This window comes from Granulibacter bethesdensis, assembly GCF_001889545.1.
Taxonomy (GTDB): Bacteria; Pseudomonadota; Alphaproteobacteria; order Acetobacterales; family Acetobacteraceae; genus Granulibacter; species Granulibacter bethesdensis_B.
Map to the genome: position 1 here is coordinate 863,525 of NZ_CP018194.1, position 16,826 is coordinate 880,350.

A 16,826-nucleotide genomic window follows, 5' to 3' on the forward strand; every position below is an offset into this window, starting at 1 on the left:
CAGTCATTTAATGATGGGAGATGTTTTTGGAAGCACCATGCTCCTGGACGCCAGCTGACCGGGATCCGGCCCGGATGATGGGGGCATGGGAATGGGGCAGTCTATTCATTGATATAGGCGGGGCAGGATAGTGCGTAGAGCGCATGAGGGAGGCAAGGAAAGACCGCCCCCATTTGACGGGATCTTCCTGCTGCAATCTATGCCATAATGCCTCCCATCGCTCCCGGCGCTCGGGCAAGGGCATGGAGAGAGCCCGTTCGATCGTCTCGGCAAGTGAATCATGATCGTGAGGATTGACGATGAGTGCTTCCTCCAGATGATCCGCGGCACCGGCGAAGCGGGAAAGAATCAGCACGCCGGGGTCTTCCGGACGCTGGGCGGCGATAAACTCCTTGGCAACCAGATTCATGCCGTCCCGCACCGGCGTCACCAGCGCAACCTTGGCCAGCCGCATATAACCCGCGATGACATCCCTCCGACCAGCCTGCGTGACAAGGCGCAGAGGCTGCCAGTGGGGTGTGCCCATCTCGGCATTAATGGCCCCCGCTTCCCGCGTTACATCTTCTTTCAGCCGACGATAGGCCTCGACTTCCTGACGGGAGGCAGCGGCGATCTGTAACAGGCTGGTCTGTTCGTGCCATTCCGGATGGCGGAGCAGAAACTGGCGATAGGCCCCGATTTTCTGACGCAGGCCTTTGGTGGGATCGAGCCGGTCAACACCCAGAAGCAGGGATTGTGTGCCCAGACTTTCCTGAAGGGCGCGATATTCCGGCCCTTCCATCGCTATGCTGGCGGTCTGTGCAAAGCCGCGAGCATCAATGGCTGCAGGAAAGACACCCAGTCTGATGCGGTGCCCCTGCATGGTTTCAAGGGTGGGGGGCAAACCTTTTACAAGACCGGCCTGATGGGCAGCCTGGCTGAAATGTTCCATATCGGAGGTGCTCTGGAAACCGATCAGATCGGCTTGCAGCATCTCTTGTACCAGCCCGTCCATGCCAGGCACGGTCTGAAGGGTCTCATGCATGCAGAACGGAATATGCAGGAAAAAGCCGATCGGATTACGCAACCCTTTCTGACGCAGCATGCTGGCCAGTGGCAGGAAATGATAATCGTGAATCCAGATGAAATCGTCGGGTTTCAGAAGTGTGGATACAAGGTCGGCGAAACGCTGGTTGACCGCCCGGTAAGTGGCTGCATCCTGCTGACGGAAGCGAACCAGATCGGGCATGCCGTGCAGCAACGGCCAGAGAGTGCCGTTAGCGAAGCGATTATAGAATCCGTCATGCTCATGACGGCGCAGGTCGATGGTCGCGTAATCCACCTGCCCGTCAGTCTGATGGTGGATGATATCGTCCCTATCGTCACTGATCCGGCCACTCCAGCCGAACCATAATCCTCCCCGGCTTTGCAGCAGGCCCGACAAGGCGACAGCAAGCCCACCGGCATGCGAATCGTTGCCTGGCAGCGGGACGCGGTTGGATATGACGACCAGACGACTCATCCTGCCTCCAGCAAAGCGACAGGGAGGATATTGAACAGATCCTCTGCCCTGATCCGGGCAGGCAAAGCGTTCATTACCATCCCATCCAGCAGATTTTTGACCTTCCGGCCCTGAAACTGACGCGGTACGTGGATGAAAGTTCCTTTCCATGACGTTGCCGGAACGGTCCACAATTCCGCCAGTGCCGGCGCTGCCTGCGCCGCAAGGGGCAGGGGAGCGCTGCTGTCAGAGGAAAGCTGAGCCAGGGAAACGGAAAAATCATCTTCATTTCGCAGCCGCACCGTCAGCCTTGTCACGGCTGTCAGAGCAGCACGGCCCTCATGCGCCCGAACAAAGGCAAGAATATGGCTGGATTGAGGTCCTTCCACCTTTAGCGGCAGATAGGTTCCTTCTTCGAACAGGCCCGGCGCCCGGTGGCGCAAGCGTAAAGCAGCCGCCAGAATGGCCTGCTTGATATGTCCATCATGCCAGTGCCTGGCCAGATTTGCTGCCTCTGCCTCATTTCCCTCCTGCAAGGCGGCAATGCGGGATGGAAAATCAACCGGTCGGCGGTTATCCGGATCGACCAGACTGAGATCCCAGAATTCTGCCCCCTGATAAAGATCGGGGATGCCGGGGGATGTTGCTTTCAGCAGAGTCTGCGACAGGCTGTTGCAGGCACCTGCCGCCATGATACCGGATGCGAAAGCGGCCATGTCCTGCGCTACTTTCGCGGGGCGGTCCGGATTGAGCAGATCAGACAGAAAACTGTGGCAGGCGGATTCATACGCCTCATTGGGTGCAGCCCATTCGGAGTGACGCTTGGCCTCCCGCAATGCCTTTTCCTGCCATGCCGCGATACGCTCGATGAAAACGGCCATGCCTTCCTTGTCGTCAGGTGACAGGCCAAAGGGCCATGCGCCGATCAGCATCTGATACAGCATGACCTCATCGGCTGCGTCAGGTGCCGGATGATGCTCGATTTCCCGTCGCAAGGGCGCGTTCAGGCGGCTCCATCGCGTGACGGCATTCTCCCAGAGTTCTGGAAGTTCGGACAGGACCGCGATGCGGGCACGGGTATCCTCGCCGCGTTTGTGATCATGGGTAGCGGTGGCCAGCAGGCCGCGGGGCCAGCGTTTACGACGCTCGGTATTGGCGCCATGGAATGCGGCCGGCGTCAGCGCGAATTGCTGGGGTTCGGCCCCGACTTCATTGCGCGACAGCAGGCGTCCATAACGATAGAATGCCGTATCCTCGACTGATTTGGCATTGGTCGGGGCGGAAAGCTGCTGGAATCGTACCATGGCGCGCAACCATTCCTGACGCCTCGCCCCTGCCGGTACCTGTCGCAGCCCATTGCCTGCAAGCCATCTCCCGACCAGATCAAGCAGGCCGAGATCGGCAGAGCGTACGGTTTTCCGGGCCCCGGCAATCGCCCAGTCCAACTCCCGCTCATCAGGTTCCGCCATTCCTCCAAGCCCGGCATAGATACGATAAACGTGGAAATGGACCAGAATTTCGACCAGCACCCGTCTGATGGCGGTCAGCGTATAATCCCGTGTATGCGGGTCACGGCGGGCGAGGCGATGCAGGGCGGCAGCCGTGGCAAAAGTCTCGCTGGACAGACTTTCGCGCAGAATCTGCCGCCTGGCTGCCTTGGCCTCATCCTCGAAATCGCCGGGCCGATGGGTAAAGCTGGTCCAGAAATGCGTCAGCGGCGCTTCTCCGGACGGATCATGCAGCAGGGCAGAGACCTGACTCATGAAATCATAGCCGGTGGTACCATCGGTCAGCCAGTCGACAGGCAATCTCTCATGGGGGGCAAGGATTTTCTCAACCCAGATTACCGGCCTGATATGCCGTAACTCCACCGGCCTGCTTCCTGTTGCGGCTTCAAGCCTGCGGCGCAGCTTCCGGCAATAGCCGCGAGGATCTGCCAGCCCGTCTACATGGTCGATCCGGAGCCCATCGATCAGCCCGCGTGCGTAAAGAGAAAGCGTATACGCATGGGTCGCATCGAACACATGAGGTACTTCGACGCGAACACCGGCAAGACCGTTGATATCAAAAAATCGCCTCCAATTGATCTCGTCGGAGGCTGCCCGCCAGAAGCTCAGCCGGTAATGCTGCCGTTCCAGCAAGCGGTGCAGGCGTTCCCGCCCCTCCGGCTGACGAGGATCGAAGGCGCTCAGGGCATGATCGATTCCGGCCCGCACGGAAGGCTCGCACAATTGCTGCCGCAAGGCTTCAACCTGCCGTCTGGTGCTGTCGCGGCCTGCAGGAAGCTCCGCGATGTCGCGGGTGATTTCCTCCAGCCGGCCACCTTCGGCGGATAAAATCGTGACGTATTCCCGCGGGGCCACGGGAAAGCGGTGCGATCCATAGCAACTGATGAACAGCCGCCCGTCCTGATCATCGAAATGGAGAGTAATGTCGCCCTGATCGAGAGCATCGCCGTAGGGGCTGCCGAGAAACGGTGCCAGTATACGACCGCGCAGGGATGAATCCGGTGGATCCCAGTCAATGTCGAAAAACTCGGCGTAGGGGCTGGAGCGTCCCCATTCAAGCACGTCGAGCCACCAGAGATTATCGCTGCCGCCGACCCCCATATGGTTGGGCACGATATCGAGGATCAAACCCATATCGTGTTGTCGCAAGGCAGCGACCAGCGTTTGCAACGCTGCCTCATCCCCGATTTCGGGGTTTAGCTGAGTGTGATCGACAATGTCGTAGCCGTGAGTTGACCCGGGACGGGCTTTCAGCAAAGGGGAGGCATAGAGATGGCTGATACCCAGACTGGCCAGATAGGGGACCAGTTTTGTGCCATCGGCGAGGGTGAAATTCTTGTGGAATTGCAGTCTGGCCGTGGCGCTGATGCTCATGAGGGGCGGCTTTTTTCCAATTCCTGCAGGCGGTGCGACACGTCCGGGGAGTCGAACAATGCTTCCGCTGCTCCATTGAAACGACGGCGCCAGTTCGGATGTTCCCTGTAAGTCCCCGGAAGATTTGGCTGTTCACGTAATCCGAGCGCATCTTCCATTGGTAACAGCACGAGGGTCGAGTTCGCACGGCCGATATGACGGATCGCTGCATCTACGGCAGGGCCGGTATTATGTGCCTCCGGCGCATCGCCCTGTGCCGCTCCTGATGCCTGCATGGCGCCCCACAGGCGTTGCCTGTCACGCTCGCGTTCTTCATAGCTGAGCCAGATAGCTGTATCGTCACCCAGCAACCCGAGTGATTTCCTGGTTTCCAGATCATGGCCGCTCCACCATCCCGCGACAGGGGCGAGGTCGTGCGTGCTGGTCATGGCGACGGCGGTGCGGGAGTAATGTCCGGGCGCTTTGAAGCTGTGTTCTCCGCGTTCGAAGTATAAAACGCGCAGTCCATGCAAGGCACGGGCCTGAAGCGCATCGCCGAATCCTTCCGGCACGGTCCCCAGATCCTCGCCCAGGATCAGTGCCTGATGCGCATGGCTTTCCAGTGCGATCAGGCGCAGCATATCCTGCAACGGAAAGCGCAGATAAGCGCCTTCGGTCGCGCGCGCGCCTTCCGGCAACACCCAGAGCCGGGCGATGCCCATCACATGATCGATCCGCACCCCACCTGCATGGCGCAGGGCGGCGCGCAACATTTCAATGAAAGCGCTGAATCCATGCTCCATCAGACCGACGGGGGAGAAAGCCGTCAGCCCCCAATCCTGCCCCTGCGGGCTGAGCAGATCGGGCGGTGCGCCTACAGACAGGCCAATCAGCGTTTCTTTCTGCCGGCTCCAGCAATGGCTGCCCCCTCCATCCGTGCCGACGGCAAGATCGGTGATCAGGCCGATCTCCATCCCGCTTTCCAGCGCAGCGCGCTGGGCATGGGCCAGCCCGCGCTCGGCCAGAAATTGCAGGAAGGCATGGAAATCGACTTCTTTGGCATGCTCGGCTGCAAAACGCTGCACGCTGACGGAGTCAGGATGCCGATACTCCTCCGGCCAGCTCCGCCAGTTCCAGCGGGACGGGGCGGTTCCGAAGAAATGCCCGTGCAGGGCTTCAAAACGGGCATGATCCTCTACCACCCTGCCCGGACCGGCCCGCCATGCGGTGAAGTCGGGATGTGTGCCGCCCAGCGCATTGAACAAAGCGCGATAGCGGCGCAGGCGCAGGCGCGTGGCGGCGGCCCAGTCGATCAGGCTGAGGCTTTCCAGATGCTGGCGCTCGGCTTCTCCTTCCGGGAAAGAAAACCCGTCCAGAAGGCCGGCATCGTCGCCATGCAGCACATTGAGCGCAATGCGGCTGGAGGGAGAATACGGGCTGAACCGGTCCGGATCGGCGCTGAACTGGGCATGAACCGGGCTTATGCCGATCGCTTGCGCGCCATGCCGGGCGGCGGCAGGAGCAAAGCGGGCAAGAGCGGCAAAATCACCAATGCCGCCATCTCCTTCGCGGCGCAGTGCATAAAGCTGTGCCGCCACACCCCAGCTTCCATGACGGGGGTGTTTGCACTCGGCTGGAGCATTGGCAATGGTGATGCGCTGCCCGGCTATTTCCAGGCTGTGATAACCGGGTTCTTCAATCGGTGGCAGGCTTTCGCCAGGATTGAGTGTCCCGCTGCGGCGTGTGCCGTTCTCCAGCGTCAGTTCCCACGCCCCTTCCTGCCGCCCGAGCGAAATGGGCTGCCCCGCATCGGCGGTGATCAGGGGAGGAAGATGCCATCCGTCTTCCCGGGCCTGAAGAATGGCAAGGCTGTCCGCAATCTGGGCTGGACTGTCGCCCGGCAGCCCGATTGCCCGCAATACGGCCCGCAATGTATCCAGGGAGACAGCATTGTCGTGCCCAAAAGCATCTCTGTACCATGTAGATACTCCGGCACGGTCGGCAAGGCGATGGAGGTCTTCATCGATCACGGAACATCCTCGGTGCTGGCTTCCTTGAACCATAGCGCGGTGGTGGCGACCGGCAACAGGGTATGATTGGAGGATGGGTCGCGCGTACTGAAAACGGCTTTTCCGGCTATCGGAGGCAGGGGAACCGGTTCGGTGCCGAGATTGAGGCCGATACTCATCAGCGCACCATCTCCCAGCGTCCAGCGTGCCAGCAGGGCGCCCTGACCGAGAATATCCACCCCTGCGCTGCGTGTTCCAACCAGACGGGGCAGCAACAGCGTATGACGCAGCGACAGCAGCATCTGACGGAATGCCAGCGCATCCTGCCCTTGATCTGTCTGAGCAGCGGTAAAATCGGGGATCGAGCGGGTAAAGGTAGTCTCGGCATTGGGGTCGGGAATATGGTCCCGTTTTTCCGGATCCTGAAAGGCGGAGAAATGTTTGAACTCGGCCCGCCGTCCTTCTCTGACAGCGTCGGCAAGTTCGTTGTGATGGTCAGTAAAAAACAGGAATGGTGTGCGTGATTCCCATTCTTCGCCCATGTAAAGCAGAGGTATCTGCGGCATGAGAATCTGCAACGCAGTTGCCGCCCGTAAGGCGTCATGATCCGTCAGGGTGATCAGACGTTCCCCCATGGCACGATTGCCGATCTGGTCATGATTTTGCAGGCAGATGATGAAAGCGGTGGTAGGCAGCCCATCGGCGGGATGGCCACGATGCTTGCCGCTGTGGCGTGATACTTCTCCCTGATAGGCGAAGCCGTCACTCAGACAACGTGCCAGCAGGTTGGTGGCATCCTCAAAATCTTCATAATATCCTTCGGTTTCTCCGGTCAGCAGCACATGGAGACAGTGATGGAAATCGTCAGTCCATTGCGCGTCGTAATATGCGCCGTTCCTGGCCGGGCGGAGCAGGGGGGAAACATTGCCCTCATGTTCCAGCATCAGATGCACATGACGGTCTGATGGCGTGATTTGTTCCCGAATCAGGCGCGCCATATCCGGCAGAAAAGATTGTGGTTCTATGGCATGGGTGGCATCGAAGCGAAGTCCGTCGAAACGGAATTCGTTCAGCCAGTAAAGCGCATTGTCGACGAAATAATCCTGAACCTCCGACCGCGTAAAATCGATGGCCGCGCCCCAAGGTGTATGTTTGCTTTCGTCAAAAAAATCTCTGGCATAAACATGAGCATAGGCACCATCAGGCCCGAAATGATTGTAGACCACATCCAGATAGACCATCAGGCCAAGCCCGTGCGCAGTATCGATCAAAGCTTTCAGATCGTCCGGGCTGCCATACGCCGTATCGGGTGCATAGGGTAGAACGCCGTCATATCCCCAGTTTCTTGCTCCCGGAAAATCAGCCAACGGCATGAGTTCAACAGCGGTGATCCCGATAGCTTTAAGGGAAGGCAGATAATCGACGATGCCCTTGAATCCACCGAAAGCGCCCGGATGAAGCTCGTAGAGAATGGCTTCATGCCATGGCCGGCCTTTCCATTCGGTATGCTTCCAGACATAGGTGCCGGGATCGGTGACGATGCTCCAGCCATGCACATCTCCATCCTGACAGCGAGAGGCAGGGTCGGGAACGGCCAGGCCATCAGGCAGGATGAATTTGTATCGGGTTCCGGCAGGTACACTCTGCTCATGTTCATGCCAGCCGCCATCAAGGGCCTGCATCGGTACAGGATCATCACCCTGAATCTGGAGCGACATGAGGGCGATATCCGGTGCCCAGATGCGGAAACGGGTGATGTTGTCCTTTCGCGTCACGCCATGTCTGGTAGCCCATTCATACAGCGCCATTGCAATCAGCTTTCCGGTTTCAGAATGATGGTTGCCAGTGGTGGCAGCGTCAGTTGCAGTGAGACGGGATGGTGATGGCTGGGCGTTGCATCCGCCATGCGTCCACCGCCATTCCCGGTATTGGAGCCGCCATAAATCCCTGCATCCGTGTTAAGAATTTCCCGCCAATATCCACCATGTGGCACGCCAATCCGGTAATCATGACGTGGTACAGGCGTCAGATTGCAGACCACCAGAACCGGAGCATCGGAATCTGTTCCGTACCGCAGATAGGCGAAAACGCTCTGCGCCCTGTCGTCGATCACGACCCATGAAAAACCATCCCACACGCAATCCTTGCGATACAGCGCCGGTTCCGCGCGATACAGCGTGTTCAGATCGGCCACCAGACGTTGAACACCCTGATGGTTCGGGCGGTCCAGAAGATACCAGTCGGTACCATGGCCTTCGCTCCATTCCTGTTCCTGGGCGATCTCGCCGCCCATAAACAGCAGCTTTTTGCCGGGATGTGTCCACATGAAGCCGTAATAGGCACGCAGATTGGCAAAACGCTGCCATTCATCGCCCGGCATACGCCCAAGCAAGGAACGTTTCCCATGCACGACTTCATCATGTGAAAGCGGAAGGATGAATTTTTCGCTGAAGGCATAGACCAGCCCGAACGTCATCTGATCATGATGCCAGCTGCGATTGACGGGGTCTTCCTGCATGTAATGCAGCGTGTCATGCATCCACCCCATGTTCCATTTATAGTCAAAGCCCAACCCACCTTCATGGGCTGGTCTGGTGACACCAGGCCATGCAGTACTTTCCTCGGCGATCAGGACGGCACCCGGTGCACGGGATTTCACAACAGTGCTGAGATGTTGAAGAAAACTGACGGATTCCAGATTTTCCCGACCACCATGCATATTCGGTATCCATTCACCATGCTTGCGGCTGTAATCCCGATACAGCATGGAGGCGACGGCATCGACGCGCAGCGCATCGGCATGAAAATAAGTGAGCCAGTGAACCGCGCTTGAAATCAGGAAGGCCCGTACTTCATTGCGGCCCAGATTATAGATGTAGGTATTCCAGTCGTAGTGATATCCCTCGCGCGGGTCTTCATGTTCATAAAGCGCGGTACCGTCAAAGCGGGCAAGGCCATGCTCATCGGTGGGAAAATGGGCTGGCACCCAATCAAGAATAACGCCGATACCCGCCTCATGCAGTCGGTTGACCAGAGAAGCGAAGGATTCCGGTGTGCCGAGACGTGCCATCGGCGCAAACTGCCCGAGCGGTTGATAGCCCCATGAACCGCCGAACGGATGCTCCATGACCGGCAGAAATTCGACATGGGTAAAGCCCAGCGACTGCACATAGGGGATCAGCCGATCGGCAAGAGTGCTCCAGTCCCCACATTCCGCCGGCATCCAGGAGGTTGGATGGACTTCATAAATCGAAATCGGCTGGTCAGCCGCCTGTAATTTGCCGCGCTGCTGCATCCACTGTTCGTCTGTCCACTGAAACGGAGCAGGGGAGGCAACGATCGAAGCCGTGGCAGGAGGAATTTCCGCATACCATGCCACTGGATCGGCTTTCAAAGGTAAAAGCTCCCCGTTGGGGCCGAGTAATTCGTATTTATAAAGTGTTCCTGCTGTCAGACCGGGAATGAACAATTCCCACACTCCTGCCTCCACACGTTTGCGCATGGGGTGGCAGCGGCCGTCCCAATGGTTGAAGTTGCCAATTACAGAGGCACGGGTGGCGTTTGGTGCCCATACCGCGAAACGGACACCTTCAACCTCCCGCCCGTCCGGACTGCGCATGGTGGTGACATGGGCCCCCAGAATGCGTCCCAGATCTTCATGCCGTCCTTCAGCCAGAAGATAGACATCGAGATCGCCGAGAAGATTGGGAAAAACATAGGGATCATCTATGATATCCGTCCCGGTCGCGGTCACGATTTTCAGGCGATAACCTGTCCTGCCTGGCAGACGGGCGGCGAAAAGCCCGTCGCCATGCACACGTTTCAGTGTAGCGATCTCCTGTCCACTGTCCGGGCTTATCGCCACCACGCTGGTGGCGTGAGGTTGGAAACTGCGCAGGACTACACCGTCACGGGTGGCATGGACGCCCAGTACGCTGAACGGATCACCATGCCGGCCATGCATGATTGCGGCGGCTACATCGGGATGGATGAGGGTATCTGGGTCCAGCGCGTTCATTCAGGAATGTCCTTCATCGGTGGCAGGAGAGGAGGCGGATGCACCGAAAACGAGATGGTAGAGCCCCGCCACCGGAATGCCGATCCAGCCCGGCCTGTTGGCAGCTTCGTAGCGTATTTCGTAGGCAGCTTTTTCAATCAGGAACAGCGTCAGCAGCGGTTCGATCCCTTCCGGCTGAACCCAAGGCGTATCCGCTGAACGCAGAACTTCCAGATAGGCATCAAGGAAACTGCGTGTTGCGCTCTGCCGGAACTGTTGCAACAAATGATCCCGCCGTTCTGTCATCTGTGCAGCGCCGGCGATGGTCAGGGACATGCCGCCCGAAGAAGCTGCATAGTCAAAACTGCGCAGCAATCCTGCAACGTCCCGTAAACCATTGCCTTTGGCGCGACGCTGTTCCAGCGGACGGGCAGGCTCGCCCTCGAAATCGATCAGATAGGCATCATCCTGCACGACCAGCACTTGTCCAAGATGGAAATCCCCGTGAATCCTTGTCTGTATTGCGCCTGCTCCTTTTGTCGCGAGGGCATTGAGGCGTTCCAGTATCTCGGCCTCCTGATCCAGGAGTGCTCTGACCTGATTAGCTGTTTCAGTAGAAGCGAACTCCGTCATGTCATGCAGAAGACGGAACGCATCGCGCAACTGTTCACGCGCGCTTTCGGCCCAGCCCTGTAAGTCATGGACATTGGCGGGAACAGGGCTGAAATCAGGGTTATCGTCAGGCCATGTCAGGATCGCATGCATTTCCGCAAGACGACGCCCGATCGCAGCGGCCAGCACGTTATAGCCGCCGAAGAGATCGCTTTCCGTGGTGCCATTGCGGCCGGTGACAGCATATTCCTCCACCGCGCGGCTGAGGAAATCCAGTGTCCATTGCCACGCATCCCCCTGATTACGCACAAAGCCCTGTGCCAGCGCCAGCGTATGAGGTGTGCCATCGGGGCTGATCCGCACCATCTCGCCATAAAGCGGTGCTGTGTTGGCAAAGCCGCGTTCAGTCAGCACACGTGTCATCTCACCTTCTGGATGGATGCCACTGCTGACACGACGGATCAGCTTAAATACGATCGTTTCACCCAAGATCAGCGAAGAATTCGACTGTTCGGCTGACAGCCGTCGGATTTCCGGCTCTGGCGGCAATGTAACCTCCGCCAGAAGGGCGGTCGGACGGAATTCTATCGTGCCATCCTCAACCCTCAATGAGCTGTGATTATTGGCGGCGCGGCGCAGGCTGGTCATCAGCGCAGCCGTCAGGCTGTCCACCGCGAATGCGTCGGTCAGATAGCCGACCCTTCGCCCCCGTCGTACACGGGCCAGTGCAAGCTGTGCGACCAGCGGACTGCTGATGTCATCCTCCCACACAATGCCGAGTGGAAGCGTATAACGTTCGGTGCGTGAGCCGAGTTGAACTTCGACTTCACCCAGCAGCACCGGATCACCCTCATGGCCTCCGAGACGGGCCATGTAGGCAAAGCGTGCGGCTTTGACCATTTCGCCTTTCGCGCCGAACCAGCGCCGTTTTGGCAGATAGGCGGGAAGGCTTTCAGTTTCCAGCATCTTGCGGTTCTGCGCTTCCAGAACCTCGCTGATGTCGGAACGGATCACCACCGTTGCATAATCCGGCAGGGATTCGGAAGGGGGCGTATACCAGTGTGGCAGATGCTCACTCTGGGCCAGCACGAACCAGAAGAAACCATAAGGGGGCAGCGTCAACAGATACGGCAATTGTCCGACCGGTGGGAAAGCAGAGCCACCAACCATGTCCACCGGGACGCGCCCACTGAAGGCGCTGATGTCCAGCTCGACTGCCTGTGCCGAGCGCGACAGATTGCAGATACAGAGAATGGTCTGCTCATTGCCGCCATCCTCATATTCACGCAGATAGGCAAGAACTTTACGGTTCTCCGGATACAGGAAACGCAGCGTTCCGCGCCCAAAAGCCGTGAACTGCCTGCGTACTGCCAGCATGCGGCGCATCCAGTTCAGCAGGGAATGCTGGTCTGCTGCCTGTGCTTCCACATTGACGGCCTGAAATCCATAAACCGGGTCCATGATCGTCGGCAGAACCAGTGCTGCCGGATTGGCACGGGAAAAACCGCCATTCCGGTCACTGGACCATTGCATCGGTGTGCGTACCCCGTCACGGTCACCGAGATGAATATTATCCCCCATGCCGATTTCATCGCCGTAATAAATAACCGGTGTTCCCGGCATGGAGAGCAGCAGCCCGTTCATCAATTCGATACGGCGGCGGTCATGTTCCAGCAGCGGTGCCAGACGGCGGCGAATGCCCAGATTGATGCGCGCCCTGCGATCAGCGGCGTAAGTGCTCCATAGATAATCTCGTTCGCTATCCGTGACCATTTCCAGCGTCAGCTCGTCATGGTTGCGGAGAAACACCGCCCACTGGCAGATGGCTGGAATTTCAGGTGTCTGCCGCATGATGTCGGTGACCGGGAAGCGGTCTTCCCGGGCAATGGCCATATACATCCGTGGCATCAGCGGAAAATGGAACGACATGTGGCATTCATCGCCATCGCCGAAATATTGCTGAGCGTCTTCCGGCCATTGATTAGCCTCTGCCAGCAGCATTCTGCCTGGCGCATGCGCATCAAGTTCAGCGCGAATGCGCTTCAGAATATCATGCGTTTCAGGAAGGTTTTCATTATTGGTGCCCTCGCGTTCCACCAGATAAGGCACGGCATCAAGGCGCAATCCATCAACACCGATATCCAGCCAGAACCGCATCACCGACAGAACTTCCTGCAAGACGCGGGGATTGTCGAAATTCAGGTCCGGCTGGTGGGAGTAGAAACGGTGCCAGAAATAGGCTTTGGCCGTTTCATCCCATGTCCAGTTGGATTTCTCGGTATCCAGAAAGATAATTCTGGTTCCGCTATATTTTTTGTCGTCATCAGACCAGACATAAAAATTGCGTGCCGCTGATCCGGGCTTGCTTTCGCGGGCTTTCCTGAACCATGGGTGCTGGTCGGACGTATGATTGACCACCAGCTCTGTAATGACCCTCAGCCCGCGTGCATGGGCTTCGGCTACAAAGCGGCGGAAATCCGCCAGTGATCCGTAATCTTTATGAACGCCCCGATAATCAGCAATATCATATCCGTCATCGCGCCGGGGGGAAGGGTAGAAAGGCAGCAGCCATATGGCCGTGACACCAAGCTCGGCAATATAGTCGAGTTTCGAGAGCAGTCCTTTAAAGTCACCAATTCCGTCATTGTCACCATCGAAGAATGATTTGACATGCAGCTGGTAGATAATGGCATCTTTATACCAGAGCGGATCTTCAATCGGTGACAGTGCCGTGTTTTTGCTCATGTGAACTCCAATCAACTTGGTCTTCAGGCCAGTCAAAGCACAAGAAAAAATCTGGTCATGCTTATCCGCCAGCAGCGTCGTCAGGTGGCGGGTCTGGCACGCCAGATGGCATAGGGGCGTGTCCATGGATCAAGCCGGATATGCTGGATTTTTCCGGTCCAGAGGAAATCATCGCCGGAGATGAGATCCTCCATCGCAAGTGAACCGTGATCTGGCAGATTCCAGAGCCAAAGGGGTAATTCGATGTCTGTCTCCTGAGCATTGAAAGGATCAACGGTCACCGCAATCAGCAGAACGTTTTTCCGGTCGGGAGTGGCCTTTTCGTAGAACAGGACAGCATCATTCCATGCAGTCAGAAACCGCACCGTCAAATGGGATTGAAGGGCCGGATTGTCGCGTCGCAGACGGTTGAGCAGGCGAATATCCTCGACGATATTGCCGGGGCGATCCCAGTCCCATGCCTTGATCTCATATTTTTCGGAATCGGCATATTCTTCCTTGCCGGGCAGGGCACGGCCCTCGCAGAGTTCAAATCCACTATAGACGCCCCACAATCCCGACAATGTTGCCGCCAGTGCAGCGCGGATACGAAAACCCGGACGCCCAGATGTCTGGAGAAAAATGGGGTTGATGTCCGGCGTATTGACGAAAAAATTGGGCCTCAAAAATTCCCGTGCTGATGTGCCGGTCAGTTCCTGCAGATACTCTGTCAGCTCTGCTTTTCCATTGCGCCAGGTAAAGTAAGTGTAGGACTGGGAGAAACCGATTTTCGCCAGACGATACATGATTTTGGGCCGGGTAAATGCCTCGGCCAGAAACAGCGTGTCGGGGTGGGTCTTGCGTATTTCGGCAATCAACCATTGCCAGAACGGGAACGGTTTCGTGTGTGGATTATCCACACGGAAGATCCGCACACCCTCCGTGACCCACATCATCACCACATTATAGAGGGCAACCCATAAATCAGGTACCGCCTTGTCGCTGTAAAAATCGACATTGACGATGTCCTGATATTTTTTGGGTGGATTTTCAGCATATTTGATCGTGCCATCCGGGCGCCATGCAAACCAGCCGGGGTGCTGTTTCAGCCATGGATGATCGGGGGAGCACTGCACCGCGAAATCCAACGCCAATTCCAGCCCGTGCCGTGTGGCCTCGTCGCGCAGATGCCGGAAATCCTCCAGCGTTCCCAGTTCGGGATGAAGGGCATCATGGCCGCCCACCTCTGATCCGATGGCATAGGGGCTGCCCGGATCGGTATCGGAAGGCGTCAGGGTATTGTTGCGCCCTTTGCGATTTTGCCGACCAATAGGATGGATCGGAGGGAAATACAGCACATCGAAGCCCATGTCGCGGATACGGGGCAGATGTTTTTCTACATCCCGGAAGGTGCCATGGCGCTCCGGATCATCGCTCATGGAGCGTGGGAATATTTCGTACCAGCTCGCAAAACGTGCCGCCTGTCGTTCTGCTTCGACAGGATAAAAAGCTGAGCGTGTCCGGAATGGACGAGGATCAAGGGAGGCCAGGTGTTCTGCTGTTCCCGGCGCCAGCAGCGCAGCCCGTGTGGCTTGATCATCGGCAGAGGTCAGGGCTTTCAGGCCATCCGGCACATTATCCTGCCCCTTGATCAGACGCTCGACCAGCAATCTTCCTTCCTGAAGCTCCAGCGTGATGTCGTTTCCGGCCTCGTATTTTTTGCGCAGTTCCTCGCGATAGGTGCCGAATTCATCCCGCCATGCCTCGATACAGAAGACGTGGTCTCCCAGCCTGGTCAGGGGAAAGGAACCCTGCCACCGGTCATTGCCCAGCGGCTGCATCCGGCTTTCATGCCAGCCGGTTTCGTCCTTTGCGCGCCACAATACGCTGACTGCCTGAACGTCATGGCCTTCGCAGAGAATATCCGCTTCCACCGTGACGATTTCGCCGACGATGCGTCGGGCGGGAAAGTCTCCGTCATCCACAGCCGGGCTGACATTCTCAATGGCAATCCGTGCCCAATGGCTGGCATTCAGTGCTGAATCGGTGATGGAAAGAGATGCACCCTCGATAATTGGAGGAGCGGGCGAAACCTCAATTTCCACCGTGCCGAGCGGGCTGATGATGATCGGAACCGGATTGCGCAGGGAAAGCGCTGTGCGGGATGCGGCCAGCAGATCAGCCGGAGGGGCGACACTGGATGTTGTGCTCGTATTCGCCAGCATGAGACGGCCCGACCCATCGGTTCCAATGCGCAGGCACGCGATCAATTCCGCACCGGGAGCATTCATCAGAACGGCGCTGCGACTGAAGCTGGCCAGAAAATGCGCCCGATCATTGGCATGACGGAGGGCGGTCGCTCGGGCAGAAGCCTGATGATCCGCCTGCCCCCATGAAGCCGTAACCGACAGGCCGGTGCCCAGGATGGCCGCCAGTTCAGCCTGAAAAATAAAGTGGGCGTCATCGCCATGCTCCGGCAGCGGATGAATGACCGCGGCAATCCGTTGCAGGGCAGCCAGTTCCCGCCAGAACCATATCCCGGCTCCATCCCACCAGGGATAGGATGAAAGAACATGGGTCAGGCCTGTCTGCTCGAAATCCGGCAGACGATGGATGGGTGTTCCGGCCATATCCCCGATCAGAAGGATGCCTTCCCGGGATGCCATGTCGGTGAAATGACGGATTGCTGCCGGTGAGGTGTTCTGCAATCCGCCAATCAGGAGGCCGTCCAGCGTGTCCAGAATGGGAGCAAGGGATGGCAGAGTATCCAGATCAACAGTCTCGATCCCAAGGATGACGCCGATTTCCACCGCACGCGCCTGTCGTATCAGACTACTGAGCAGGGGAGCACTGATCCCGCCCGCATCTGCCGCAAAGCGGGCGGTCACTACGACATGGGTCAATCCATCCTGCCTGAATTGGGTCATCCGGTGCAGGATGGTCTGCCAGTCCTCCTCCCGCTCCAGCGCGGGCAGAGCTGGGAGGCGAGCAAGAGTGACGGCTTTTGTCCCTGTCATATATTGACTGGCTGGCTTGGCGATCTGATCCAGAACTTGCATGGATACGGTGTCTGCTCCGAAAAGAGGGACGTCGATCCTGTCGACACTTCTCCCCAGAAAGCGCCTCGCAGCGGAATGGGTTCC

Annotated in this window: 7 protein-coding genes; all 7 read right to left on the reverse strand. The window is 57.9% G+C overall.

From position 1 onward, the window contains the following. Positions 1–7: 7 nt before the first annotated feature. The 7 genes from GbCGDNIH8_RS03855 to GbCGDNIH8_RS03885 all read right to left on the reverse strand — a co-directional run bounded on the left by GbCGDNIH8_RS03855 (position 8) and on the right by GbCGDNIH8_RS03885 (position 16,742). The gene (locus GbCGDNIH8_RS03855; RefSeq protein ID WP_072572153.1) at positions 8–1,501 is read right to left on the reverse strand and encodes an alpha,alpha-trehalose-phosphate synthase (UDP-forming); all 1,494 of its coding nucleotides are present in this window, start codon (positions 1,499–1,501) and stop codon (positions 8–10) included. Beyond that, the gene (gene treY, locus GbCGDNIH8_RS03860) at positions 1,498–4,362 is read right to left on the reverse strand and encodes a malto-oligosyltrehalose synthase (protein WP_072572154.1); all 2,865 of its coding nucleotides are present in this window, start codon (positions 4,360–4,362) and stop codon (positions 1,498–1,500) included. Before treY ends, GbCGDNIH8_RS03855 begins: the two co-directional genes overlap by 4 nt. Then, a complete protein-coding gene (gene malQ / locus GbCGDNIH8_RS03865; protein ID WP_072572155.1) occupies positions 4,359–6,371 on the reverse strand; it encodes a 4-alpha-glucanotransferase in 2,013 nt (670 codons plus the stop codon). The genes treY and malQ overlap by 4 nt, the downstream gene beginning before the upstream one ends. After that, a complete protein-coding gene (treZ, locus tag GbCGDNIH8_RS03870) occupies positions 6,368–8,158 on the reverse strand; it encodes a malto-oligosyltrehalose trehalohydrolase (protein WP_072572156.1) in 1,791 nt (596 codons plus the stop codon). Before treZ ends, malQ begins: the two co-directional genes overlap by 4 nt. A gap of 5 nt (positions 8,159–8,163) precedes the next feature. Next, the gene (gene glgB / locus GbCGDNIH8_RS03875; protein ID WP_072572157.1) at positions 8,164–10,368 is read right to left on the reverse strand and encodes a 1,4-alpha-glucan branching protein GlgB; all 2,205 of its coding nucleotides are present in this window, start codon (positions 10,366–10,368) and stop codon (positions 8,164–8,166) included. Next, on the reverse strand, positions 10,369–13,704 hold the full coding sequence (gene treS, locus GbCGDNIH8_RS03880) for a maltose alpha-D-glucosyltransferase (RefSeq protein WP_072573610.1): 3,336 nt from the start codon (positions 13,702–13,704) through the stop codon (positions 10,369–10,371). Positions 13,705–13,784: 80 nt separating this feature from the next. Beyond that, the gene (locus GbCGDNIH8_RS03885) at positions 13,785–16,742 is read right to left on the reverse strand and encodes an alpha-1,4-glucan--maltose-1-phosphate maltosyltransferase (protein ID WP_072572158.1); all 2,958 of its coding nucleotides are present in this window, start codon (positions 16,740–16,742) and stop codon (positions 13,785–13,787) included. Positions 16,743–16,826: the final 84 nt, after the last annotated feature.

Coding starts and splice junctions, on each gene's coding strand:
- GbCGDNIH8_RS03885 (WP_072572158.1), bottom strand. CDS start 16,742: ATGCAAGTTCTGGATCAGATCGCCAAGCCAGCCAGTCAATATATGACA.
- treY (WP_072572154.1), bottom strand. CDS start 4,362: ATGAGCATCAGCGCCACGGCCAGACTGCAATTCCACAAGAATTTCACC.
- treS (WP_072573610.1), bottom strand. CDS start 13,704: ATGAGCAAAAACACGGCACTGTCACCGATTGAAGATCCGCTCTGGTAT.
- glgB (WP_072572157.1), bottom strand. CDS start 10,368: ATGAACGCGCTGGACCCAGATACCCTCATCCATCCCGATGTAGCCGCC.
- treZ (WP_072572156.1), bottom strand. CDS start 8,158: ATGGCGCTGTATGAATGGGCTACCAGACATGGCGTGACGCGAAAGGAC.
- GbCGDNIH8_RS03855 (WP_072572153.1), bottom strand. CDS start 1,501: ATGAGTCGTCTGGTCGTCATATCCAACCGCGTCCCGCTGCCAGGCAAC.